The sequence below is a fragment of the Geothrix alkalitolerans genome (assembly GCF_022808885.1).
GTDB lineage: Bacteria > Acidobacteriota > Holophagae > Holophagales > Holophagaceae > Geothrix > Geothrix alkalitolerans.
The window spans coordinates 128,738-151,206 of the sequence record NZ_JAKZLE010000002.1; the positions used below are offsets into that span (position 1 = coordinate 128,738).

Genomic DNA, 22,469 nt, shown 5'->3' on the forward strand with positions numbered 1-22,469 from the left:
CCATGGACCTGATCTACCTCGATCACAACGCCACCACCGCCCTCGACCCCGAGGCCTTCGAGGCCATGCGGCCCTGGTTCACAGAGCGCTTTGGCAATGCCAGCGCGGCCTATGCCCTCGGGCACCTGTCGGATGGCGCCGTGGTGGCCGCTCGGGATCAGACGGCAGCCTTGGTGGGCTGCTCGCCTGCGGAGATCGTCTTCACCAGTGGCGGTACGGAGAGCCTGAACCACGCGTTCCGAGGCGTGTGGGAGGCCTTCCCGACGAAGCGCCACCTGGTCGCGACCGCCGTGGAGCACCCCGCCGTGCGGGCCCTGGTGGCCTGGTGGAGGGTCCAGGGCGGCGAAGCCACGGACGTGGGCGTGGACGGGGAGGGCCGACTCGACCTGGCCGCCCTGGAAGCCGCCGTGCGCCCGGATACGGCCCTGGTGGCCGTCATGGCCGCCAACAACGAATCCGGCGTGCTGTTTCCGGTGGCCGAAGCGGGTAAGGTCGCGAAGGCAAAGGGCGCCCTCTTCCTGGTGGACGCCACCCAGGCCATGGGCAAGATCCCGGTGGATGCCACGGCCTGGGGCGCGGATCTCCTGTGCCTCAGCGGCCACAAGTTCCATGGGCCCAAGGGCACCGGCCTGCTCATGATCCGCCGGGGCGTGCGCCTGAAGCCGCTCATGTTGGGCGGCTCCCAGGAGCGGGGCCGCCGCGGGGGCACGGAGAACGTTCCCGGCATCGTGGGTCTGGGCAAGGCCGCGGAACGGGCCCTGGCGCGACTGCCGGAAATGGACCGGGTTCGCGACTTGCGGGATGCCCTGGAGGCCCGTATCCTCGCGGAGATCCCGGAGGTTCGCATCCACGGCGCGGGCACGGACCGCCTGCCCAACACGAGCTTGGTGGGTTTCGCGGGTCTTGAGGGCGAAGCGCTGCAGTTGAAGCTGGCGGAACACGGCATCTGCGTGTCCACCGGCAGCGCCTGCAGCACGGGCATGCGGGAGCCCAGCCATGTGCTGCGTGCCATGCGAGTGCCCGAGGCCCACGCGCGAGGCACCGTGCGCTTCAGCCTGGGGCTGGGCACCACTGACCCGCAGATCCGGGCGGTGGCTGGTCTGCTTTCAGGCCTTGTGGAGGCCTTGCGGCAGGGAGGGTATGGAATCGGGATGCATCGATAAATGCCAAGTAGGCTCATCGTGACATGGGTCTCTGTTGACATGGCCGCCGGTGCGTGGTGAGGTGGGCTGAGCCCACCAGCCCCTTTCCGACCTGCACGGAAGCGCACCATGTCCCTGGACCTCCTCAAGCGCCTGACTCGGGGATTCCGTTCCACTCCGGAAGCCTCGTCCGCCAGCACATGGTCGAGGCCAGCTCACCTTGACCGCGGGGATCTGGGCGAGGCCCGGTTGGCCGTGGATCACCGGGCTCAGGGGATCGCCCTCTGGGAGAATCACGGGACCTTGTGGACCCTGCCCGTGGGGGCCGTCTCGGCGCCGGCGCTCAGGCGCACTCCCTTCGGCGCGGGAACCACGCCGCGCCTGGCGATCAATCAGGAGGGCCGGGGGCTGGCCGTCTGGCTGGCCGACCTCGGGGAGGAACGACAGATCCTCGGGAAGACTCTCGGATCCAGTGAGAACCAGGAGCATGTGGTGTTCCGGACGCCTGGCTGGGTCCGCAAGCTCCAGGTCGCCGTGGACCGAAGGGGCAACGCGCTGGTGGTCTGGCTTCACGAGAAGGTGGGAAGGATCGAAGTGATGGTCCAGTCCTTCGACACGCGGGGTGAGGCCTGGGAGAACGGGCCCACGATCCTCGGACTGGCCTCGGATCCCGCGGCCTCGCCACAGCTCGCGGTCAATCACCGCGAGCACGCCATGGTGGTCTGGGAGGCTCGGGACAGCCTTTTCGACGGACTGCTGGCCAGTCATCACTGGCCCAAGGATCGGATCTGGTCTGACCGTCCGGTGCCCGTGGTGACGCACGCCTCCCGCCACCACCAGGTGGCCATGGACGATCATGGGAATGCCGTGGCGCTCTGGGTTCACGCGCCCTACGGCCAGCGGAGCATTCTGGAAGCCAGCTTCTTCGATGTCGTGGCGGGAGAGTGGCGGGAGCCCACCACGTTGGCGAGGGCCCAGGAGATATCGCTGCCACGGCTGGTCATGAACGGGTCCGGGGAGGCCCTGGCCGCCTGGTGCCAGCGCGAGAGCGGGGAAGGCTCGCACTTGCTGGCCAGGGCCTTCCAGAATGGTGATTGGGAGTCAGGCGCGGCATGTCTCGACCGCAGCCGAGGCCGGAGCCATGACTATGCCATCGGCCTGGACAGCGACGGGCGGGCAGGCGCCCTGGTGGTGCAGCATGGGAAGGATGGGGACCAGGTCGTGCTCCTCACTCGCCTGGGGGCCTGGTCCAAGCCGAAGGTGATGGCCGAATGCCGGGAAGGAGCCTGCTCCTCACCCAGGATCGCGGTCTCCCCCCAAGGGATGTCCCTCCTCTGGATGCAGGGTACGGAATCCGAGAAGGCGCTGGTGGCGGTGGGCTCCCACTGATGTGGAGGGAGGCCTTCAGGCGTGCAGCAATTCCTTGGCGTAGTGCTCCACCGCGTAGGGCAGCCAGCGGTGGCCAGGAAGGTCACGGCTGAGGTAGCCCATGTGGCCGCCATGCGCCTCCAGGTGGAGATGGACGGCAGGCGAGGGGTTGGCCCCGGCCGCGTGTTCCCAGGGGATGAAGGGATCATCCTTGGCCATGAGGACCACCGTCGGCACGGTGATCTTGGACAGGTGGTGCCGTGCGGAACACCGGGCGTAGTAGTCGTCGGCGCCTTCGAAGCCTGCGGCCTTCGTGGTGTAGGCATCGTCGAACTCGCGCAGGCTCATGAAGGGACCGGTCCGGTAGATGTCCGGGATGAGTCCGTCCTCCACCCGCTGGCGGATGGCCTTGCGGCAGCGCTTGATGAAACGCAGCTCATAGAGGCGGCTGAGCCCCGTGTGGATGGCCAGGGCGCAGGCGCCCAGATCGACCGGTGGGTTCACGGCGATCGCACAATCGGGTCGGGCCGCTGGTCTGGGCAGGCCGTCGCCCAGGTTCAGCAGGAGGGCGTTCGCGGAGAGGGAGTAGCCGATGGCCAGCTGGCGGAGACCCGGATGCCGCTCCCGCGCGGCGGTGAAGGCTGCGCCCAGGTCGTCGCGGGAACCGCTGTGGTAGGGATGCTTCGCCAGGCCCCGGCCCTCGCCGCAGCCGCGGTGGTTCACGGTCCAGACGTGGTGGCCCAGCTTGCGCGCGAGGGCGACCGTGCGGCGCACGTAGTGGGCCTGGTCATCGCCTCCCAGGCCATGGAAGACCATCACCAGCGCGTCTGTCTCGCCAGGGTAGTGGCGGCCGGTGAGCTGATCGCCATCGGGCAGCAGGATGCGGAAGGGCTCGGAGGGATGGCGTGAGGGCTCTCCGGGCAGGTAGTTGCCGAGGATGGTCTGCAGGTGGCCTGATGGAGCCCACCAGGGGGGCCGGCAGGGCAGGGGCGGCGGGGCGAGCTTGCGCATCCGCCTAGTGTGCCCGAGCGGGCTCAGTCGTTCCGCTTGAAGACCAGCTTGTAGCTGAAGGGATTGTCCAGCTTGGGGTGGGTGTAGGTCACCTGGAGGGCCAGCGAGTTGCCGTCCTTCCGCATGGAGTAGACGTACTTCAGCGTGTAGCCGTCGCCGGCGATGGTCTGGACCATGGTGGGACCGTCCTTGGTGAGGGTGGCCTTGAACACCTTCTCGTCGCTTCGCTTCCAGTCGCTCTCGGTGCCGTCGGCCGGGGTATCGATGGGGCGCTCCCTCCCCATGGTCACGGAAAAGGTCTCGCCGGCCAGGATGTCGAGCTTGTTGAACTCCCGGCAAGCGCCCTGCAGCTTCTTCTTCCAGAAGATCTTCATGGCGAAGTTCAGGTCCTTGACGTGCTCGTCGATGCGCTCTTCGACCTTGTCACTTTGTGAAGCCGAGAGGGTCCACTCCCCGTCCCAGTCCACCTTGTCTTCCTTGGCGGGCAAGGCGGTTTTGGCCGGGGCCTTGGCCTTCTGGGCGGTCATGGGAAGAACCAGCAGGCAGGGCAGGATGAAGGGCAGCACGCGCATGGGAGCTCCGGGTGGGGATCGTCGGATCGTACTCCGGCGCGGCGCATCGCGAAAGCATCTCTTGTGATCCGTGCAACAAAGGCGTGGATTGATGACCTTGCAGGCAGGATCGCGCAACACGAGGTGTAAGCTTGGTGGCATTCAGCCCAAAATGAGGGCACTCAATTCAAGGAGTGTGGCCATGAAACGTAAGCAGGAAGCCCTCGACTACCATTCGCAGGGACGGAAGGGGAAGATCGAAGTCATTGCCACAAAGCCCTGCTCCACCGCACGGGACCTGTCGCTGGCCTACTCCCCGGGCGTGGCGGAACCCTGCCTGGAGATCGAGAAGGACAACGAGCTCGCCTACACCTACACCGCCAAGGGCAACCTGGTGGCCGTGATCTCCAACGGCACCGCCGTGCTGGGCCTGGGCGACATCGGCGCCGTGGCCGGCAAGCCGGTGATGGAGGGCAAGGGCGTCCTGTTCAAGCGCTTCGCCGACATCGATGTGTTCGACATCGAAGTGGACGAGAAGGACATCGACAAGTTCTGCCAGGTCGTCAAGGCTCTGGAGCCCACCTTCGGCGGCGTGAACCTCGAGGACATCAAGGCCCCGGAGTGCTTCGAGATCGAGACCCGCCTGAAGAAGGAGATGAAGATCCCCGTCTTCCACGACGACCAGCACGGCACCGCCATCATCAGCACGGCAGCGCTGATGAACGCGTCCGAGATCGTGAAGAAGAAGCTGGGCGACATGAAGGTGGTGTTCAGCGGCGCCGGGGCCTCCGCCATCGCCTGCGCCAACATGATGATCCGCGCCGGCGTCAAGCTCGAGAACCTGTGGCTCTGCGACACCAAGGGGCTGGTCTACACCGGCCGCAAGGAGGGCATGAACAAGTACAAGGACAAGTTCGCCAAGCCCAGCGACTGGCGCACGCTCTCCGACACGATCAAGGACGCCGATGTCTTCGTGGGCTGCTCGAGCAAGGGCGCGCTGACGCCCGAGATGCTCCTGAGCATGGCCAAGAACCCCATCGTCTTCGCCCTGGCCAACCCCGATCCCGAGATCGACTACCCCACGGCCAAGGCCACCCGCGACGACATCATCCTGGCCACGGGCCGCAGCGACTACCCGAACCAGGTGAACAACGTCCTGGGCTTCCCCTTCATCTTCCGCGGCGCCCTTGATGTCCGCGCCTCGGAGATCAACGAGGAGATGAAGCTGGCCGCCGCCAAGGCCCTGGCCGCCCTGGCCAAGGAAGAGGTGCCGGATGCCGTGGTGAAGGCCTACTCGGGCCAGAAGTTCACCTTCGGTCCCGAGTACATCATCCCCAAGCCCTTCGATCCCCGCGTGCTGCTGTGGGTGGCTCCGGCCGTGGCCAAGGCCGCCATGGAGACCGGCGTCGCCAAGCAGCCCATCCCCGACATGCAGGCCTACAAGGAGCGCCTCGAAGGCCTCCAGGGCCGCAGCAAGGACGTGATCCGCAGCGTGGTCCACCGGGCCAAGACCAATCCCAAGCGCGTGGTCTTCCCCGAGAGCACCCACCCGCTGATCCTGCAGGCCGTGTCCCAGATGGTGGACGAAGGCATCTGCGTGCCCATCCTGCTGGGCGATCCCGCCAAGGTGAAGGCCGTGGCCGCCGATCACGGCATCTCCATCGAAGGCGTCGAGATCCAGGATCCCGCCACCGTCTCCTGGCGGAAGGACGCGGAGGACGCCTACCTGGAGCTGCGGAAGCGCCGGGGCGTCACCCGCGACGAGGCCAGCCGGAAGGTGCTCGAGCCGATCTACTTCGGCGCCCTGATGTGCCGCCTGGGCAAGGCCGACGGCCTCATCGCGGGCCTGACGATGTACTACCCCGACACCATCCGGCCCTGTCTGGAGGTGATCGGCACCCGCAAGGGCGTCAAGCGCGTCTGCGGCGTCTACACCATGGTGCTGAAGAACCGGGTGCTCTTCTTCTCCGACACCACCATGAACATCGAGCCCAGCAGCGAGGAACTGGCCGAGATCGCCCTGCTCACCGCCGACCTGGCCAAGGATCGGTTCAACATGGAGCCCAAGGTGGCCATGCTGTCCTTCTCCGACTTCGGCAGCGTGGACCATCCCCTGGTCCGCAAGGTCCAGAAGGCCGTGGAGATCGTGAAGGTCCAGCGGCCCGACCTCAAGTGCGATGGCGAGATGCAGGCGGACACGGCCCTCGGGGATGGCATCCTGGCCGAGAGCTACCCCTGGGTGGACCTCCCGGGCGGCCCGAACGTGCTGATCTTCCCCGACCTCACCAGCGGCAACATCGGCTACAAGCTGGTGCAGCGGCTGGCGGGCGCCGAGGTCATCGGCCCCATCACCTGCGGCATGGCCGCTCCTGTGCATGTGCTCCAGCGCCACAGTGACCTGAACGACATCATCCACCTCACGGCGCTCACCGTCGTGGAGGCACAGCAGAAGTAGCTGTCAGGTGTCAGCTTTCAGGTTTAAATGCGGGGGCCGGTCGGCCCCCGCATTCTGTATGATGGCGTGCACGTGATCGACAGGAGGCGGAGATGTACTACATCGTCGAATCCGATAAACCCTTCGAGCAGGCCTCGGCCGACCTGGAGGTTGCGGTGCAGGCCGGCGGCTTCGGTGTGCTCCACGTCCACGACCTGGGGAACACCCTGCGCAGCAAGGGCTTTCCATTCACGGAGGCCTGCCGGGTCTTCGAGGTGTGCAACCCGGGCCAGGCATCCAAGGTCCTTGGACTCGATCTGCGCTTGAACATGGCGCTGCCCTGCCGCATCTCCGTCTACACGGATCAGGGGCGCACCCGGATCGGCCTCATTCCCCCTTCGGATCTGCTCGAGGGCCTGTCGAAGGATCCCGCGCTGCTTCCCATCGCCCGTGAAGTGGAGACGGCCTTGATCCAGATGGTGGATGCGGCCCGCTGACCCGTGCCATCGGTCGCGAGTGGCCGGTGGCGCGGCGCGGGCCGCCCTGCAGGCCGCTCTGATCCACGTTCCATGAGCCGGGGTTGCGATGGGTGATGTGCTGTGTGCGTGGTGCGGAGCCGTGGTCGGACAGAGCGAGGTCGACCATTCCCATGGCATCTGCCGCGCCTGCTACCGGGAGCTGCTTCGCATTCCGGATCTGTCCGAGGAGGCCTTGGACGACTTGCCGTTCGGGGTGATCATCCTGGCCAAGGACGGGACCGTCCTCGCCTATAACCCCGCGGAAGGCGCGCTCGCAGGCCGCGAGCCCAGCGCGGTGATCGGCCGCCATGTCTTCACCGAGATCGCCCCCTGCACCTCGGTCCGGGAATTCCAGGGCATCTTCCGCGAATTCTGTGAGAGAGAGGATGCTTCCAGGACGTTTCAGTTCACCTTCCACTTTCCAGCTGGTTCGGTCCGGGTGCAGATCGTTTTCCTCCACCGAGGCGCGGACGTGGCCGTCGCCGTCCGGAAACGGACCGATCCGGCTGCCTGAGGGCGATCTAGCTGGAGGACTCCAGCTGCTGCAGCCAGGCCCGGATCTCGGGATCGGGGTCCGGGCTGAGGCGCAGGGCCTCGCGGAGGTCGGCCAGGGCGGGGGCGGGTTCGTCCCTCTGGAGGTGCACGAAGGCGCGTTCCTTGTGGGACCGGGCATCGCCGGGATCCAGCAGGATCAGGTGGGTGGCCGTCCACAGGGCCTCCTCCCAGTCCTCGACGTGCATGAACCGCAGGTGGAGGTTGCGCACGAGGCGGATGAGGATCTGGCGGTCTGTGGCGGGCCTCAGCATGTCGCGGTGGAAGGCGATCCGTCCGGCGCTGGCGGCCTTCACAAGGGCAGCGCCTCCCTCTTCGCCCACGGCGCGCCCGCGGTTGAAGGGATCGAAGCACAGCAGACCGGACGGCGAGCGCAGGGCGGCAATGAAGTGGCCCGGCAGGCCCACGCCCACGGCATCGAAGCCCATGCGCCGGGCCAGATCGATCCACAGGATGGATAGGGAGATGGGCAGGCCCTTGTGCCGGGCCACCACGGCGGGGAGCAGGGCGTTCAGGGGATCGTCGTAGGTCTCGCGATCCCCGTCGAATCCGAGCTCCTCGAAGAGCAGGTGGTTGAGGGCCTCCAGCGCCCGGCCGGTGTCCCAGGGCAGGGGCATGCGCCCTGCGAGGGTGAAGGCCCATTCGTTGAGCTGCATCACCACCGAGGCGGGATCGGGGTCTTCCAGGGCCGGCGCCACGGCGTGGATGGCCCCTTCGGCCAGGTTCCGGCACTCCGGATCCAGGCGGAGGTATTCGAGCAGGGACATCAGCCCCTCCGGCGAATCACCGCGCGGGCCACGAGGGCCGCTGCGACCAGGCCCATGGCGCCCCAGGCCCAGTTCATCCACGAGCTGGTGGCGGCCTGGACCTTTCTGGCCTCCTCGGCCTTCCTGGCGTTCTCTTCGATGGAGATCTTGGACTGCGCCTCGCGGGCGTCCTTCACGGCCTTCTGGCCGGATTCACGGGAGGCCTGGAGCTCCTTGGCCACAGCCTCCTGTTCCTCCTGGATGCCCAGCACCGCGACATGCCTCTGGGGCTGGACCTTGGGTCCGGTGCTGGCCGGCACCACATCGCCCTCGTCGCTGTCGGAAACCGGGCCCTGGCTAGAATCCAGGGATTCGGTGAGGGCCTGGATGTCCTCCCGCAGGCCCTGCATCACCTGGTTCTGGCGGTGGAGCTGGGCGCCCTGCAGCCAGAGCATGAGCAGCTGGAGCACCAGGAGGGTGGGGATGGTCCATTGGAGTGGGCGGCGGGTCATGAATGCTCCCTTCCCAGGATAAACAGAGTCCGGTCGTCCCGGTTCTGAGTATCGAATGACGCTACATCCCGGAAGATGGCCTCGCAGGCCGCCCGGGGGCTGCCCGTGCCCCAAAGGCGGCGGAGCTGGCCGCAGAGGCGGGCCACGCCGTAGAGCTCGCCTTCCCGGTTCATCGCCTCGGACAGGCCGTCGCTGTAGAGCACCACCCAGCCCTTGGGGGGAAGGACGCCTTCGACCACTTCCCAGTTCCCCGGCGCCGCCGGGCGGAGGCCGAGGCCACGGCCCTGGGGCGTCATTTCGGTCGAACAGTCCTCCACGACCCCCTGGAGCAGGAGGGCGCCCGGATGGCCGGCCCGGGCCAGCCGGTAGTTCCCCTGCTGGTCCCACTCCAGCAGCACGAGGGTGAGGAAGCCCCTCTGGCCCAGCAGCTGGCGGAGGGTGTGGTCCATGGCGCGGAGCATCTCCTCCAGCCCCTGGTCCTCCCGCTGGGCCGCCTGTTCGAGCAGGGCGGTCGCCTGGGCCATGTACAGGGCCGCCGCGAGACCCTTGCCGCAGACATCGCCCACCGCCGCCAGCCACCTGCCGCTGGGTCTCCGCTTCACGAACAGTAGGTCTCCACCGGTCTCCAGCGCAGGTTCCAGGCGGAGGGCCACCTGGAACCCAGGGATGGGCGGCACCTGGGAGGTGATGAGGCCCTCTTGGATCCGCCTGGCGGTCTCCAGCTCCTGGCTCAGGCGCTCCTGGGCCAACAGGCGCTGGTGCATCACGGCCGTCTCAAGCACTTGGCCGGCCGTCAGGGCCGCCTCGCGCAGCAGCTCGCGATCCTCGCGGCCATAGTTCAGCTCCGAGTACTTGCCACCCAGCAGCACGGCGCTGTGCGGGTGGTCTCCAGCCAGGATCAGCAGCAGAAGCTGAGCTTCCAGGGCATCCACATGGGCCCGGAGGCCCTCGCCCTGCTCGCGGATCCAGTCGGCCTCCTCGCTTCCCAGTCCCAGCACCAGCTCGCGGTTCTCCCGGGCCAGGCGCAGGAGCCCAGGCGGGATCCGGAGGGGCTGAGGCGGGAAGTGTCTGCGCCGATCCTCCCGATCCATGGACTCGGCGGCCGGCAGGAGGATCTGCCGCGACTCGATGGGCAGCACCTCGAGGAACTGGGGCCGGAAGGCCTCGTCGAGGGCCTTCCGCAGGGACTTCAGCAGGGCTTCCTCGCTGAAGCGTTTCCGAGGCTCGCGCACGGCGCTGAGGGCGATCTCGCGGGTGCTGGCGAAGTCCCGCCGGAAGCGGCGGCGGATGCCTTTCAGCAGGCGGCGCAGGGCCCAGCCCAGGGGCAGGGCCAGAAGGCCGATGAGGGCGCCGGCCCAACCCGGCGGGATGGAGGAGAGATGGGAGAAGGCCCATGCGAGCCCGCCCAGGTACAGCGCCACCGTGAGCGCCAGGATGGCCATGTAGCTCACCCACCGCAGCAGCACCTTCCGCACTTCGAAGAGGCCGTGCCGGAAGATGGCGAAGGCGAAGCTCAGCGGCAACAGCGGCACCGGCAGCATGAAAATGAAGACCTGGCGACGGAAGAGGAGGCTGTTGCCATACCGCGCCCGGAGCACGGTCCAGGCCAGGAGATCCAGGCAGAGCGCCGCCGCCACGATAAGGGAAGGCAGCAAGGCCCGGCGCAGCCGCTCATGGGTCCGGAAGGTACCGACGAGAAAGAAGGCCAGGCCCGCCAGCGCTGCCAAGAGGTAGAGGGGGATGGGCAGGTAGCCGAAGCCAGCCAGGAGGGATTTGAGGAGCCCTTCCGGAGGCGTGCCAGCGGGCGTGTGGAGCTTGCCATCGCTGAGAACCACCCAGAGGCGCACGAGGAACTGCACCAGAGCCACCAGAGCGAAGGTTCCGTAGAGAGCCTGGAGGAATCGCCGGTTCTTGCGCAGGTGGAAGGGATGCGGGAAGCGCAGGAAGAAGTGGACCCAAAGTGGGGGGAGCACGGCCGCCGTGATGGACGCCATGATGCCCACGGCGATGCGCAGGGCCTCCGGCGCGTTAAGCCCCACGGTGGCGCCCGACATCAGCAGGGCCGTGGCCGCCAGGTAGAAGAAGTGGCGGGCTGTCTTTCTTTCGGGTGCGGACAGAACCACCAGGAGGGAGATGGCCCAGGCCAGGATGCCGTTCAGCAGCAGGGCCACCTGCTCCAGATCCAGGGGCTTCACCAGCCGGATGGGAAGCAGGATCGCCCGTCCCTGTCGCTTCACGGTGTAGATCAGGATGGTGCCCTGGGATTTGGCGTTGATGAACCGCTGCGCCTTGAGGGTCCCCTCCAGCGTGGGCTCGAAGGCGCGCCCCTGGATCTTCAGGAGCTCATCGCCCTCGAGCAGTCCGGCCTCCTCCGCCACCCCGTCCGGGAGGATCTCGCGGATGACGATCTTGCCGTTCTCCACCACCCAGGAACACTGGTCGTCCGAGGGGGCGTACACCCACTGGTTCAGGCCGAACGACCCCAGAGCGAGCACGAGGCAGGCGAAGCTGATCCACAGCAGGCGCCAGCGGATGCGTTTGAGGTAGGGGTTCATGGGACCTTTGTGGAAGAATGCCCCGATGGAGCGGATCTCGCGAAACGGCAGGCCCTGCTGGGTGCTGGTGGGAGGACGGCGGCGCCTGGGGCGGGCCCTGGCGGAGAATCTGGCCGGGGACCATGATCTGGTGCTGACCAGTTCGGAACCCTGGGATGGGGAAACGTGGGTGGAGGACCTTTCGAAGAGGGCGGCGATCCAGACGCTTGTATGGAATGCCGAGAACCCGGAGGTGAGCTCCAGAATGATGGCAGATCTCCAGTCCGTGAAGGCGGCTGGCGGACTGATTTCAGGTGCCGTGCTGCTGGCCGGGACCTTCCCTGAGCAGCCGATTGGAACCTGGACATCCCAGCGGCTCGACGCCACCTGGCGCATGAACCTCAGCTTCCCTTTCCTCTGCGCCCAGGCCCTGGCCCCACACCTTTGCGAGGGCGCCTGCATCCAGGTCCTCCTGGACACGTCCATCCACCACCCCTGGCTGAAGCGCCTGCCCTACAGCGCCGCCAAGGCCGGGCTCGCGGCCCTGGTGCCCGGGCTCGCCCAGCTCCTGGCGCCCAAGGTGCGCGTGGTGGGCCACGCCCTGGGAGCGATCCTGCCCGCGGAAGGCAGCGATGAGGCGTTCCTGGCGGACCGCACCTTGCTGAAGCGCCTGGGCGACCCTGCGGATCTCGCCCGAGCGGTGCGCTACGCCGCCGACAGCCCCTTCCTCACGGGAGACATCCTCACCCTGGACGGGGGGCGGCGCTGGGTGGATCGATGAAGTTCAAGGTCAACGAGGTGTTCCACAGCATCCAGGGGGAAGGACGGGGCCCCGTCCGCGAGCGCGAAGCGTGAGCGGGAGGACGCGCCAGTGGCGCGTCCGATCCGGGGGTAGTCATGGGCGCCCCGTAACCGCCCGCAGGGCGGGAACGGAGGACAATGATGCAGGTCGGGTGGTCATGAAGTTCAAGGTCAACGAGGTGTTCCACAGCATCCAGGGGGAAGGCGCCCGCATCGGACGCCCCTGCCTGTTCATCCGCCTCACGGGCTGCCCCCTGCGCTGCTCGTACTGCGACACGGAGTACGCCTTCTACGACGGGACCATGCGAAGTCTGGAAGAGCTCCTCACCGAGACCCGGCAGCGCCTCGGCCCCCCGCGGAAGGGCCCCAGCGCCCCGTTCGTGGAGCTCACGGGTGGAGAGCCGATGGCCCATCCCCACGCCCCCGACCTGCTGCGGGCCCTGCTGGACCTGGGTTACGAGGTGGCGCTGGAGACGGCTGGCAGCCACGATCTGGCGCCGGTGCCCCGGGAGGTCATCAAGATCGTGGATCGCAAGACCCCAGGCAGCGGGGAGGTTCACCGCTGGCTGGAAACGAATCTCGACCACATGGTGGCGGAGCAGGACGAGCTGAAGTTCGTGCTCTGCGATCAGGCAGACTACGAATGGGCCCGGGCCTGGTGCGCCGAGCGCAAGGTGTGGGATCGCCTGGAGGTGCTCTTCAGCCCCGTCTGGGGCAGCCTCGACCCCGCCTGGCTCGCCGAGCAGGTTGTCGCCGACGGCCTTCCCGTACGGGTCCAGATGCAGCTGCACAAAGTCATCTGGGGGGCGGACAAGAAGGGGGTCTGAACCCTAGTTCCCGCCCTTCCAGACCGCCAGTTCCTTCTCCAGGTTCTCGGTGTATTCCTTCGGGGCCTTGCCCTTCGAGAGGTCGATGGCCTTCTGGAGCTGGGCGAGGGCGTCGGGCATGCGCTTGGCGTCTTTGTAGATCCGGGCGGCCGTCTCGTGGTTCCAGAAGCTGTCGCCGGCCTTGAGGCTCTTCTCGATCCAGGCCTGGGCCTTCTGGGGCTCGATGCCCTGGGCCTGGCAGTAGGCCGCGGCCTGGTACCAGGGTACCCAGTCCGTGTCCGGCGCCTTCTTCAGCGTGTCCTCCAGGTGGGCCCAGTAGATGGCCTTGGTGTCGAACACCACGGGGAAGCTCACGCGGAGGTTCTCCCAGCCAAGCTCCACCGTGGCGCTGCCGGTACCCGTGGGAATCACCCGGTAGTCCAGGTACTCGAGGAAGGGGCCGGCCTGGGGGGTAGCCTCCCAGCGCAGGAGGTCCTCCTCGGCCTTGTAGTCGTAGGCGCCCCACTGCTTGGCCTTCTTGTTGAGGATGAGCGTCCAGGCCTTCGCGCCGGGGATGGCGAAGAACCCGTAGGTGCCTGCAGGGACGGCCTTCCCGGCCACCTGCGCCGCGTGGCTGAGGGTGATCGTGGTGGCGCTGTTGGCGCCGGCCCGCCACACCTGGCCGTAGGGAACCAGGCCACCCCAGATCTGCCGGCCCTTCACGGCGGGGCGGGCGAAGGCCACCTCGATCCGGCTGATGCCGATGTCCTGGGACACGGTGCATGCGGGACTCACGCGCAAGGGCGTCAGTCGCACGGGGGCGGGCTTGTCCTGGGCGGCGGAGGGGAGGGCGGTGGAAGCGAGCAGCAGGATGGGGAGAAGGACGCTACGCATGGGAATCTCCGGGGAGGCGGCTGTCGAGGGTAGCATCCCGGCGCGGCGGGAGGAGAAATCGTCCCGGATTCCGGTTGAAGGCCCTGAGGATGTCCCACCAGAGGCGACGGCTCGCCCGGCCGCTGAGATCGCGGGCGCGCAAGGCCGTCCACAGCGCGAGGGCGAAGGACACGGCGAAGTTCATCACCCCGATGAGGCCGATGCCCAGCAGGCTCCAGAGGACATCCGTCCAGGCCAGGGATCCATGGAACCACAACGTGGCGGAGCCCAGGGCCAGCGAGGCCGCCTGCAGCGTGACGTGACGGACCTCGACATGGATCCCGGCGAAGGCGAAGGCCATGGGCACGAAGACCAGCAGAGCACCGAGCGCCGTGTAGCCCGCGAAACCCGCCAGGTGCTTCTGGATGAAGCGGCCCAGGGCGTCGGCCTTCTCAGGCCCCAGCCAGGAGCGGATGCGGTGATTCTGGGCCAGGGCCTCGGGCAGGCAGCGGTAGGCGCTCCAGTTGGCGGTCCACCCGGCCGCGAGGCTGGAGAGCCAGAGCAGCACGCCCGTGAGGGCCGCGAAGACCAGGGTCCAGCCGTGGAAGGGGTGGGTGCCCCGCAGGCTGTGGAGGGCTGATTCCTGGTTCAGGGGCGAGTGGCTCGTCAGCCAGACCCACGCCGCCACGAGCCCCACCGCCACAGGCATGGTGATCAACACGTTGCCCAGGGTGGCGACGACCTGGGTGCGGGTGATGGACGCCACCAGCTCGATCTCCCTCGTCTGGCCATCATCGATCTCCAGGGCCCGTGCCAGGGCCGAGGCCGTCATGGCCGGCTGCTTCGACGCCAGGCTGAAACCCAGGAGCTGCATGGCGCAGAAGCTCACCGCGTAGTTGGCGGTCAGGGTGAGGCCGGAGAGCAGGGGCGCCATGGCCAGGGCGGAAAGGCCGACCTTGAACAGAGCCGTGCCCGCCGTGAGAAGGCCGCCACCCGCCGCCGACCGACCCATGGCCCACCACTCGGACCGGTCCCGGGCGATGTAGTGCTCACCAGTCTCGCCCGTGTGCTCCACGACCTTGCGGGCCAGGCGCTTGACGGTGGTGCGCAGGAGGGACAACAGCCCATGCTGCGCGGCGCTGCCCCGCACCAGTTCGGCCGCGAAAGCCGCGCCATCCCCTCGGCCCGCCGCGAAATCGAGGATCTGGCCGATCCGCGTCAGCTGGGCCTCCAGCAGTTCTAGCCGGAACACCAGGTCCGTGGAGACGCCACGCTCGTCGAGTCGGGCGTGGGCCTCGACCAGGGTGGCGACGCAGGCCGTCCAGCAGGCCTCCCAGGCGGCCCGGGCGGCGGGATCGCCGGGGTGCTCCCCGGCATCGTGGACCACTCTCGTGAGGCGGAAGAAGGGTGAATCGGCGTCGCTGCCCTCGGGGTCCAGGGCCAGGAGGTCGCGGGAGAGCCCCACGGCGGCTGCCCGGTGGGCCAGCAGGCGGGCCGCATGGGCCCAGATGTCCGGCGGGGGCGTCAGCAGCGGAGCCCACAGGATTTTGAGATCGGCCGGCAGGCCTTCCACCCAGGCGGCATCCTCCTCATCCAAGTCCAGGCGGTCGAGCAGCGCGTAGAGGTCGCCCTCGGGATCGAGACGGGGGATGACCCGGTCCACCATCCGCAGGAAGCCCTCGCCCATCAGGGTGGTACGGTCCGGCAGGCCGGTCTCGGCGAGGAGGCGGATGGCCGATGCGTGATTCCATGCGTCGGAAAGCTGGCGCGTGAGCCCCCGGAAGACCAGGCCCCCGTGGAGCCGCCGCAGCCGCGTCGTGCGCCGGGGCTCCCCGTCCACCGAGCTCACCGGTGAAGCTTCCAGCAGCCACCGCAGCAGCTGCTCCAGGTTCGGTGCGCCGCCGGTCAGGAGTTGGTCCAGCCTGGGGTCGGACAGGGGCATCGGGACTCCGGGGAGCCCACAGGGTGCCACAACCTTAGCATCCAGGCTTCGTCCGATTGGATGAGGAGGGACTAGTCTTATTTAGGAAATGTTGCACTGCTTGGGGATCTACCGTAGCGGGAGTGCCGGACCAGGGCTGGGACGGGCGCAGCATGAGCAGCATGTCCTCGGGGCAGCCCACCTGTTCGTAGATGCGTTCCACCTTGGCCGCCAGCTGCGCGGCGGTGCATTCTCCCGCCAGGGCTTCGCGCAGGAGGGCCTCCCGCCAGCGATCCTGGGCGCGGGACCAGCCCGTGCTCCCCGGTCGCGGCGTCCTGCCCACGGCCTCGGCGCAGGCCGCCCAGAGGTGGGCCTCGAAGGTCCGGAGGGCCTCGCCCCACAGCAGGCGCAGCCGCCTGGCCGCCGGGTCTTCACCCGCCACCCAGGCCTGGATCTCGGCGGCCTCGAGGAGCCCGAAGTCGTGGCCGATGACGATGTCATCCCAGCCGGGTTCGCCATGACAGGTGCGGAAGGCGTCGAGGGCGCTCATGGGGACCTCAGGCAAGGAGGTGGAGGGCGAGGTGGGCGCCGATCCTGGCGCTGGTGTCGGCGCCATCCAGCATGGGAGCCAGTTCCATGAGGTCCGCACCCACCCAGGGATTGCTCCACAGGCGGCTGGCCTGGATGAGACGCACGATCTCATCGAAGCTGAGGCCGCCAGGGACCGGCTCCGCCACCGCGGGCACGAGGACAGGATCAAGGACGTCCAGGTCCAGGCTCAGGTAGGCGGGGCCCCGGCCCACGGCGGCGATATCGGCAGCCAGGCGCGAGGCTAGGCGTGGGTCCCGCAGGTCCGCGGGCGTCCACATCCGCACCCCGGCGGCCTGGAGATAGCCCAGCTCGCCGTCGTCGAACCGGGGCGCGCGCAGGCCTCCCTGCACCACCCGTCCTGGATCGAGCAGACCTTCCTCGAGGGCCTGCCGAACCCAGGTGCCGTGATGGAGATCCGTGCCCCAGGCCGCGCCCTCGCCAGCGTCCGGGTGGGCATCCAGGTGCAGGAGGCCCAGGGGACCGTGCTGGAGGGCCAGGGCCCGCAGGGCTCCGAGCGTGAGGCTGTGATCGCCGCCGAGCATCAGTGTGCGGCAGCCGGTCATGGCCCAGGCGCCCACGGTGGCCTGGACCGTCTCGATGGCTTCGGCCAGAGAGAAGGGCAGGGTGGGGATGTTGCCGCCATCCAGCCACCCGTGGGCGGCGCCGGGGCCCAGAACTGGCCGGCCCTCGCGGAGATGGTCGGGCATGGGATGGGTCCCGAGGCCCATGGAGGCCGCCCGCAGGGCCCAGGGCCCGAGGCGGGCGCCCGGCCGGTTGATCACGCCGGCGTCGCAGGGAACTCCCAGCACCACACCTGTGGCCGGCCGCGGGTCGAGGACGAGGGGCAGGCCCAGGAAGGGCGTGAGCCCCGTGCGGAGGCCCTGCATGAGGACATCAGTGGACATGGCAGCTCCGGGGTTCGAGGGCGGTGCGGAAGGCGTCGATCCACTGATCCGGGTCCTTGAACCCGGCCGGATGAAGGGGTGGCTCCGCCACCACGGTGAGGGGCGTGCGCGTGGTGAAGAGGGTACGGAGGTGCGGCAGCAGGGTCTCCTCGCCGGTCCACGGGTAGTGGGGAGCCGGGCTGCTGAGGCGGAAGGGCTGGGCCGGCAGGCCCAGTTCAAATGCCGCCCGAAGGCCGCCCTCGTAGAACGGCGCCAGACGTTCGCCTCGGGTCGTGGTGCCCTCCGGGAAGAGCAGCATGTCCCGGCCTTCCCGCAGCGAGGCGGCGAAGCGTGCCAGAGCCGCCGCCCGGCTGGTGGCGTCGTCGCGATCCACGAAGTGGATGCCGGATTTTCGCGCCCAGTGGCCGATGACGGGGTAACCGGTGACCTCGCCCTTGGCGATGGTGCCCATGGGGCGGAGGCTCATGAGGGCCACGGGATCCACCCAGCTGAGGTGGTTGGCCACCCAGAGGGGGATGTCTCTCCTGGGATATCCCGCCACTTCGAGGTCCACGCCCAAGGCCGGGAGGAGCCGACGCGCCCAGCGATGCAGGCCGGGCTGCGGCTCCGCCCCGGCCGCCAGCCGGGGCAGCAGGGCGAAGGTCGGCCAGAGGACGCCGGCCCAGCTCACTAGCTCACCAGCTTCAGGCGGGTGTAGCGGGCCCGCACGCGCTCCAGGTCATCCCGGGTGATGGCGGACCAGAGCCGGGTGTCGCCGGGGCCGTAGTAATCGCGGACTTCCGCCACCACGCGGGCGCCCAGGGCGTGGTGCACGCTGCGGGCGTCATCGTTGCCAGGCTCCACCAGGAACCGGCACTCCTCCACGTTCTCCTGGAGCAGCTTGGCCACCATGGCACGGATGAGCAGGTAGTTCACCCGGCCCTTCTGGAAGTCGGGATGCACGGCCAGCGTGGCGCAGTAGACCGTCGTTCCCTTCACGAAATTGAGGACGTAGCCCACGGGCCGGTCGCCATCCATGGCCAGGAAGCACCAATCGCCGTAGAGCTCGGTGCAGAGGCGCAGGTAGTGGGGGCACAGCTGGCCTGCCCCGTCCCCGGCCCAGATCTCGGACTCGAGGCGCTGGAGGTGGGCGAAGTCGGCGCTGCCGAGTGGCCGGACGGTGTAGCGGGCGCCTTCAGGATGAGGACTGAGGGTCGCGATGGTCATGGCGGGCCTCCCTGGTGTTTGCACCAGGATCGGAGGCAGTCATGACGGGCCTGCGAAGGCGCGGCGATTTTGCCGCGACATTCCTGCGGATCAGAAGAACGGCACCACCAGCTTGAGGAAGCCCGCTGCGAGCAGGGCGCTGATGGGGATGGTGAGCACCCAGGCCACGACGATGTTGCCAGCCACGCCCCAGCGAACCGCGCTGGCGTTCATGGAGGTGCCGACGCCCATGATGGCGCCCGTGATGCTGTGGGTGGTGCTGACTGGAATGCCGAAGTGGGCCGTGGTGAAAAGCACAGCCGCAGCCGCGGTTTCGGCGGCGAAGCCGTGGATGGGGCGCAGCTTCACGATCTTCGAGCCCATGGTCTTGATGATCTTCCAGCCACCGGAGGCGGTGCCCAGGGCCATAAAGCTGGCGCTGCCGATCTTCACCCAGAGGGGGATGATCACTTTGGCCTTGGCGTCCACCGGGAGGTGGAACTTGTAGGCGATGAGCGCGAGGCAGATGACGCCCATGGCCTTCTGGGCATCATTCTGGCCGTGGGTGAAAGACATCGCCGCGGCGCTCACCAGCTGCATTTTGCGGAAGACGATATTCACTTTGTGGCCAGAGAAATGGCGCACGATCCACAGGATGACCAGGATGAGCAGCATGCCCACGATGAATCCCATCGCTGGGGAGATGATGATGAAAGCGCCGATCTCCTCGAGCTTCTGGGTGTGGAGGGCCCCGAATCCCGCGTGGGCCACGACGGCCCCGGCCAGGCTGCCAAGCAGGGTATGGCTCGTGCTGGACGGGATGCCGAACCACCAGGTGAGCAGATCCCACGTGATGGCGGCCATGAGAGCCGCGGCGATGACCGCCGGGACCACGTGCTGGCTGTCGGCGATGCCCTTGGCGATGGTTGTGGCCACGGAGGTCCCGGCCAGGGCCCCCGCGAAGTTCAAGGTCGCTGACATGATCAGGGCGTACTTGGCGGGAAGCACGCCGGTGCTCACCACGGTAGCGATGGAGTTGGCCGTGTCGTGGAATCCGTTGATGTAGTCGATGCCCCAGGACAGAAGAATCAGGGCCGCCAGGGACGGGATGAGGAACGCTTCGATCATCGAAGCCTCAGGCGTTCTTCATCACGGTGGAGCCGATGACCTTGGCCACCAGCTCGATCTTGTCGGTGGCGTCCTCGATCTTTTCGAGCATTTCCTTCCACTTCACGAGCTCGATGGGATCCTTGGGATCCTGGAAGATCTGTGCCAGGCCCGCGTGGTAGATGGAATCGGCCCTGTTCTCCAGAGCGTGGACCCGGCGGATGCGGTCCCCGATCTCCTTCTGGTTGGACATGTTGCGCAAGGACCGGGTGAGGTGGAGGATCTCGCCGGCACCCTCCACGATGATGGAGCTGATCTCCGTGACGGCGGGCATCACGTGGCTGATGCGGTAGAGGATCAGGCGCTCGCAGACCGAATGGATGCGGTCGATCACGTCATCGATGGAATGCGCCAGGGCCAGGATGTCCTCCCGGTCGATGGGCGTGACGAAGGTGTGGTTCAGGCGGTCGATGATCTCGTGGGTGATGTCGTCGCCGGCATGCTCCAGGTCCTTCATCTGCCGGCGCAGCTCCGCGAACCGGTCCGGGTCGCCGCTGCGGATCTCACGGTCGAAGAGTTGCGCTGCCTGGTAGACGTTGCTAGAAGCGGATTCCAGGAGATCGAAGAAAACCATCTCCCGAGGCTTGAGCCAGCGCATCACGGCATTCAAGGACATGACCACTCCCACAGATCCGCCCTCCACTGTACCGGTTCCGGGAGTGTAAACGGAGCGTAAATTGGCCGCTGGCCGGTGGGTTGTGACCTCGTAGACAGTGTATGGTCAGAAGGCATGGCGGAACGCAGCTCACATCGCGAGGCGGGGCCCGGCGTGAGGGCTTTCCTGGAGCGCGCCCTCGTTTGCCTGGGCGCCGTGCTGTTCCTGGGCCTGGGACTGGGCATGACGGTCCAGAAAGGGGTGTCCGTGCCCTGGATCCTGGGACTCGTGGCCACGGTGGTCCTGGTGGTCATCCTGATGGCCCGCTGGCAGGTGCGCCTGGTGGCGGAACCCCTGGGGCGCCTCCTGGGCGGGTCGCGACCCAGCGCCATCGAGGATCTTCCCCAGGCATGGTCGGCGCTGGAGCAGGAGAATCTGGACCTGCGGGAGCGCGCGGCCCGCGAAGATCGCCTGCTCCCAGGCATCATGGCCCGGCTCGAGGAGGGCGTGCTGCTCTTCGGACCCACGGGCGGCCTGGAGCAGTTCAACCCGGCGGCCCAGCGGCACCTGGGCTTGGGGGCGCCCCTGGACAAGGGGATGGCCGTGGCCGAGGTATTCCGGGATCCCGACAGCCCTCCTGCGGTGCAGCGGGCCTACCAGGGCGTCCCTTCTGAATGGCGGCTGGCGCGGGCGGGCCGCACGCTCCGGGTGCGGGCCATCCCCTTCGCGCCGGTGGGCAGCATCTCCGGCGTGCTGCTGACCGTCGACGACGTGACCAGCCAGGAGGCCCTGGAGACCACCCGGCAGAAGTTCATCTCCAACGTCAGCCACGAGCTGAAGACGCCGGTGACGGCCATCCGGATCGCGGCGGAAAACCTGCAGGAGGAGGACCTGCCCGAGGCTGCACTAGGTGGGACGCGTTCCATCCTCCGGTCTGTGGATCGGCTGGCCATGCTGCTGGGGGATCTGTCGGAACTGAGCCGCATCGAAAGCGGGGCCATGCATCTGGAGCCGGTCCGGCTTGACCTCGCCGCCTTCATCGCCACGGTGGTGAAGGATCAGCAGGCCCGGCTGGCGGAAGCCTCTGTCCAGCTGGAGGTGGACGTCGAGGCCCCGGATGGGGCCACCCTCATGGCAGACCCCCTCCGCCTGAGCCAGGTGCTAGAGAACCTTCTTTCGAACGCCATCAAGTTCAGCCCGCCTGGAAGCCGTGTGCGGCTCGGCGTCCGCCTCTCGGCCCAGGGGCAGGTCTGGGAGGTGAGCGACGAGGGACCGGGCGTTCCGGAGGCGGAGCAGGGGCGCATCTTTGAGCGGTTCTACCGGGCCCAGGCCGCGAAGGCCAAGCCCGGGACGGGCCTGGGGCTGGCCATCGTGAAGCACCTCTGTCGCCTGATGGGCGGCGAGGTGGCCCTCGAGAGCCGACCGGGGGAAGGGGCCACCTTCCGGGTGATCCTGCCGCCCCAGCCCGGAGAGCGCGACCGGGCCTAGCGTACCGGGCCGGATCCCGGCTGGGCCGCCGTCACATCTTTCCAGGTGCCCTCAAGCCTCGCTGGGCCCGCCCAGGCGGTAGCCGACCCCCACCACCGTTTCGATCTGCTCCGCCGCCACGGGGCCGATCTTGGCCCGAACCCGGCGGACGTGGGCGTCGATGGTGCGGCTCTCGCCGAGGTATTCCAGGCCCCAGACCTGCTGCAGGATCTTCTCGCGAGTGAGGACCCGGCGGGGATTGCCGAGGAAGTACACCAGGAGCTCGAACTCGCGGCGCGTAAGGTCTACGAGCTGGCCGTCCACCCTTGTGGTGTGCATGTCCAGATCCACCGTGATGGGGCCGAAGGTGAGCTGGCGGGGGCGTTCGGACGGTTCCGCTGGTGTGGACCGGCGGAGGATGGCCCGGAGCCTGGCCGCCAGTTCCCGGGTGGAGAAGGGCTTGGAAATGTAGTCGTCCGCACCCAGCTCCAGGCCGAGGACCCGGTCGATCTCCTCGCTCCGCGCCGTCACGAGGAGGACGGGAAGGCTCCGGTGCGCGTGGTGGGCCCGAATGGCCCGGAGCACATCGAGCCCGTCCATGTCGGGCAGGCTCAGGTCGAGGAGGGCCGCGTCCAGGCGGGATCCGGAGGCGCCGAGCGCCTGGAGGGCCTCCCGGCCGGTGCCCACACTGGTCAGGCTGAAGCCTTCGCGGCGCAGATGCTGTTCCAGGCCGAGACGGATCTCGGTGTCGTCTTCCAGGAGGAGGATGTGGGGCATGGGATCCTTCCCC

At 68.1% G+C, this 22,469-nt stretch carries 22 protein-coding genes; 8 read left to right on the forward strand and 14 right to left on the reverse strand.

Annotation, left to right across the window (positions count from 1 at the left end; translation table 11 throughout):
• The first annotated feature begins 2 nt into the window (after positions 1–2).
• On the forward strand, positions 3–1,163 hold the full coding sequence (locus tag MLJ35_RS04665; RefSeq protein WP_243383239.1) for a cysteine desulfurase family protein: 1,161 nt from the start codon (positions 3–5) through the stop codon (positions 1,161–1,163).
• Positions 1,164–1,271: 108 nt separating this feature from the next.
• A complete protein-coding gene (locus tag MLJ35_RS04670; protein WP_243383240.1) occupies positions 1,272–2,531 on the forward strand; it encodes a hypothetical protein in 1,260 nt (419 codons plus the stop codon).
• Positions 2,532–2,546: 15 nt separating this feature from the next.
• On the opposite strand, the gene MLJ35_RS04675 is transcribed toward MLJ35_RS04670, so the two are convergent.
• Together MLJ35_RS04675 and MLJ35_RS04680 are read right to left on the reverse strand one after the other, a co-directional pair.
• Positions 2,547–3,521: a YheT family hydrolase gene (locus MLJ35_RS04675; protein WP_243383241.1), complete on the reverse strand. Its 975-nt coding sequence runs from the start codon at positions 3,519–3,521 to the stop codon at positions 2,547–2,549.
• A 23-nt stretch (positions 3,522–3,544) separates the two neighbouring features.
• Positions 3,545–4,093, reverse strand: coding sequence for a hypothetical protein (locus MLJ35_RS04680; RefSeq protein ID WP_243383242.1), 549 nt, complete (start codon positions 4,091–4,093; stop codon positions 3,545–3,547).
• 181 nt (positions 4,094–4,274) lie between these two features.
• On the opposite strand from MLJ35_RS04680, the gene MLJ35_RS04685 reads away from it, so the two are divergent.
• From MLJ35_RS04685 to MLJ35_RS04695, 3 genes are all read left to right on the forward strand, one after another.
• On the forward strand, positions 4,275–6,527 hold the full coding sequence (locus MLJ35_RS04685; protein WP_243383243.1) for an NADP-dependent malic enzyme: 2,253 nt from the start codon (positions 4,275–4,277) through the stop codon (positions 6,525–6,527).
• Between the two features lie 92 nt (positions 6,528–6,619).
• Positions 6,620–7,003 carry a DUF302 domain-containing protein gene (locus tag MLJ35_RS04690; RefSeq protein WP_243383244.1) on the forward strand — a complete coding sequence of 128 codons (384 nt, stop codon included), beginning with the start codon at positions 6,620–6,622 and terminating at the stop codon, positions 7,001–7,003.
• An 88-nt stretch (positions 7,004–7,091) separates the two neighbouring features.
• Positions 7,092–7,538, forward strand: a complete 447-nt coding sequence (locus MLJ35_RS04695) for a PAS domain-containing protein (RefSeq protein ID WP_243383245.1) — start codon at positions 7,092–7,094, stop codon at positions 7,536–7,538.
• 7 nt (positions 7,539–7,545) lie between these two features.
• Here the strand turns inward: MLJ35_RS04695 and MLJ35_RS04700 are convergent, their stop codons facing one another.
• From MLJ35_RS04700 to MLJ35_RS04710, 3 genes are read right to left on the reverse strand one after another with little or no spacing between them, the layout of a single operon-like run.
• A complete protein-coding gene (locus MLJ35_RS04700) occupies positions 7,546–8,343 on the reverse strand; it encodes a SirB1 family protein (RefSeq protein WP_243383246.1) in 798 nt (265 codons plus the stop codon).
• Entirely contained in the window at positions 8,343–8,834 is a 492-nt protein-coding gene (locus tag MLJ35_RS04705) for a hypothetical protein (protein ID WP_243383247.1), read from the reverse strand. Before MLJ35_RS04705 ends, MLJ35_RS04700 begins: the two co-directional genes overlap by 1 nt.
• Entirely contained in the window at positions 8,831–11,389 is a 2,559-nt protein-coding gene (locus MLJ35_RS04710) for a SpoIIE family protein phosphatase (protein WP_243383248.1), read from the reverse strand. The genes MLJ35_RS04705 and MLJ35_RS04710 overlap by 4 nt, the downstream gene beginning before the upstream one ends.
• Positions 11,390–11,414: 25 nt before the next feature.
• Between MLJ35_RS04710 and MLJ35_RS04715 the strand changes: the two genes are divergently transcribed.
• The gene (locus MLJ35_RS04715) at positions 11,415–12,149 is read left to right on the forward strand and encodes an SDR family oxidoreductase (RefSeq protein WP_243383249.1); all 735 of its coding nucleotides are present in this window, start codon (positions 11,415–11,417) and stop codon (positions 12,147–12,149) included.
• A 178-nt stretch (positions 12,150–12,327) separates the two neighbouring features.
• Entirely contained in the window at positions 12,328–12,996 is a 669-nt protein-coding gene (locus tag MLJ35_RS04720) for a radical SAM protein (RefSeq protein ID WP_243383250.1), read from the forward strand.
• A 3-nt stretch (positions 12,997–12,999) separates the two neighbouring features.
• Here the strand turns inward: MLJ35_RS04720 and MLJ35_RS04725 are convergent, their stop codons facing one another.
• The 8 genes from MLJ35_RS04725 to MLJ35_RS04760 all read right to left on the reverse strand — a co-directional run bounded on the left by MLJ35_RS04725 (position 13,000) and on the right by MLJ35_RS04760 (position 20,233).
• Positions 13,000–13,869: a DUF2911 domain-containing protein gene (locus MLJ35_RS04725; RefSeq protein ID WP_243383251.1), complete on the reverse strand. Its 870-nt coding sequence runs from the start codon at positions 13,867–13,869 to the stop codon at positions 13,000–13,002.
• Positions 13,862–15,790, reverse strand: a complete 1,929-nt coding sequence (locus tag MLJ35_RS04730; RefSeq protein WP_243383252.1) for a site-specific recombinase — start codon at positions 15,788–15,790, stop codon at positions 13,862–13,864. The genes MLJ35_RS04725 and MLJ35_RS04730 overlap by 8 nt, the downstream gene beginning before the upstream one ends.
• Before the next feature lie 34 nt (positions 15,791–15,824).
• On the reverse strand, positions 15,825–16,319 hold the full coding sequence (locus tag MLJ35_RS04735) for a hypothetical protein (protein ID WP_243383253.1): 495 nt from the start codon (positions 16,317–16,319) through the stop codon (positions 15,825–15,827).
• A gap of 7 nt (positions 16,320–16,326) precedes the next feature.
• Positions 16,327–17,265, reverse strand: coding sequence for an arginase family protein (locus MLJ35_RS04740; protein WP_243383254.1), 939 nt, complete (start codon positions 17,263–17,265; stop codon positions 16,327–16,329).
• On the reverse strand, positions 17,255–17,935 hold the full coding sequence (locus MLJ35_RS04745) for a lysophospholipid acyltransferase family protein (protein WP_243383255.1): 681 nt from the start codon (positions 17,933–17,935) through the stop codon (positions 17,255–17,257). The genes MLJ35_RS04740 and MLJ35_RS04745 overlap by 11 nt, the downstream gene beginning before the upstream one ends.
• Entirely contained in the window at positions 17,935–18,471 is a 537-nt protein-coding gene (locus tag MLJ35_RS04750; RefSeq protein ID WP_243383256.1) for a GNAT family N-acetyltransferase, read from the reverse strand. The genes MLJ35_RS04745 and MLJ35_RS04750 overlap by 1 nt, the downstream gene beginning before the upstream one ends.
• 90 nt (positions 18,472–18,561) lie before the next feature.
• Positions 18,562–19,578: an inorganic phosphate transporter gene (locus tag MLJ35_RS04755; RefSeq protein WP_243383257.1), complete on the reverse strand. Its 1,017-nt coding sequence runs from the start codon at positions 19,576–19,578 to the stop codon at positions 18,562–18,564.
• Positions 19,579–19,585: 7 nt separating this feature from the next.
• Positions 19,586–20,233, reverse strand: coding sequence for a DUF47 domain-containing protein (locus tag MLJ35_RS04760; RefSeq protein ID WP_243383258.1), 648 nt, complete (start codon positions 20,231–20,233; stop codon positions 19,586–19,588).
• Between the two features lie 114 nt (positions 20,234–20,347).
• On the opposite strand from MLJ35_RS04760, the gene MLJ35_RS04765 reads away from it, so the two are divergent.
• Positions 20,348–21,700 (forward strand): sensor histidine kinase, encoded by a 1,353-nt coding sequence (locus tag MLJ35_RS04765; protein ID WP_243383259.1) that lies wholly within the window; start codon positions 20,348–20,350, stop codon positions 21,698–21,700.
• Between the two features lie 51 nt (positions 21,701–21,751).
• On the opposite strand, the gene MLJ35_RS04770 is transcribed toward MLJ35_RS04765, so the two are convergent.
• Positions 21,752–22,456, reverse strand: a complete 705-nt coding sequence (locus MLJ35_RS04770) for a response regulator transcription factor (RefSeq protein ID WP_243383260.1) — start codon at positions 22,454–22,456, stop codon at positions 21,752–21,754.
• Positions 22,457–22,469: the final 13 nt, after the last annotated feature.

What these genes read in the sequence shown, in the direction of transcription:
- MLJ35_RS04665 (WP_243383239.1), top strand. Translation starts at nt 3, where the DNA reads ATGGACCTGATCTACCTCGATCACAACGCCACCACCGCCCTCGACCCC.
- MLJ35_RS04670 (WP_243383240.1), top strand. Translation starts at nt 1,272, where the DNA reads ATGTCCCTGGACCTCCTCAAGCGCCTGACTCGGGGATTCCGTTCCACT.
- MLJ35_RS04675 (WP_243383241.1), bottom strand. Translation starts at nt 3,521, where the DNA reads ATGCGCAAGCTCGCCCCGCCGCCCCTGCCCTGCCGGCCCCCCTGGTGG.
- MLJ35_RS04680 (WP_243383242.1), bottom strand. Translation starts at nt 4,093, where the DNA reads ATGCGCGTGCTGCCCTTCATCCTGCCCTGCCTGCTGGTTCTTCCCATG.
- MLJ35_RS04685 (WP_243383243.1), top strand. Translation starts at nt 4,275, where the DNA reads ATGAAACGTAAGCAGGAAGCCCTCGACTACCATTCGCAGGGACGGAAG.
- MLJ35_RS04690 (WP_243383244.1), top strand. Translation starts at nt 6,620, where the DNA reads ATGTACTACATCGTCGAATCCGATAAACCCTTCGAGCAGGCCTCGGCC.
- MLJ35_RS04695 (WP_243383245.1), top strand. Translation starts at nt 7,092, where the DNA reads ATGGGTGATGTGCTGTGTGCGTGGTGCGGAGCCGTGGTCGGACAGAGC.
- MLJ35_RS04700 (WP_243383246.1), bottom strand. Translation starts at nt 8,343, where the DNA reads ATGTCCCTGCTCGAATACCTCCGCCTGGATCCGGAGTGCCGGAACCTG.
- MLJ35_RS04705 (WP_243383247.1), bottom strand. Translation starts at nt 8,834, where the DNA reads ATGACCCGCCGCCCACTCCAATGGACCATCCCCACCCTCCTGGTGCTC.
- MLJ35_RS04710 (WP_243383248.1), bottom strand. Translation starts at nt 11,389, where the DNA reads ATGAACCCCTACCTCAAACGCATCCGCTGGCGCCTGCTGTGGATCAGC.
- MLJ35_RS04715 (WP_243383249.1), top strand. Translation starts at nt 11,415, where the DNA reads ATGGAGCGGATCTCGCGAAACGGCAGGCCCTGCTGGGTGCTGGTGGGA.
- MLJ35_RS04720 (WP_243383250.1), top strand. Translation starts at nt 12,328, where the DNA reads ATGAAGTTCAAGGTCAACGAGGTGTTCCACAGCATCCAGGGGGAAGGC.
- MLJ35_RS04725 (WP_243383251.1), bottom strand. Translation starts at nt 13,869, where the DNA reads ATGCGTAGCGTCCTTCTCCCCATCCTGCTGCTCGCTTCCACCGCCCTC.
- MLJ35_RS04730 (WP_243383252.1), bottom strand. Translation starts at nt 15,790, where the DNA reads ATGCCCCTGTCCGACCCCAGGCTGGACCAACTCCTGACCGGCGGCGCA.
- MLJ35_RS04735 (WP_243383253.1), bottom strand. Translation starts at nt 16,319, where the DNA reads ATGAGCGCCCTCGACGCCTTCCGCACCTGTCATGGCGAACCCGGCTGG.
- MLJ35_RS04740 (WP_243383254.1), bottom strand. Translation starts at nt 17,265, where the DNA reads ATGTCCACTGATGTCCTCATGCAGGGCCTCCGCACGGGGCTCACGCCC.
- MLJ35_RS04750 (WP_243383256.1), bottom strand. Translation starts at nt 18,471, where the DNA reads ATGACCATCGCGACCCTCAGTCCTCATCCTGAAGGCGCCCGCTACACC.
- MLJ35_RS04755 (WP_243383257.1), bottom strand. Translation starts at nt 19,578, where the DNA reads ATGATCGAAGCGTTCCTCATCCCGTCCCTGGCGGCCCTGATTCTTCTG.
- MLJ35_RS04760 (WP_243383258.1), bottom strand. Translation starts at nt 20,233, where the DNA reads ATGTCCTTGAATGCCGTGATGCGCTGGCTCAAGCCTCGGGAGATGGTT.
- MLJ35_RS04765 (WP_243383259.1), top strand. Translation starts at nt 20,348, where the DNA reads ATGGCGGAACGCAGCTCACATCGCGAGGCGGGGCCCGGCGTGAGGGCT.
- MLJ35_RS04770 (WP_243383260.1), bottom strand. Translation starts at nt 22,456, where the DNA reads ATGCCCCACATCCTCCTCCTGGAAGACGACACCGAGATCCGTCTCGGC.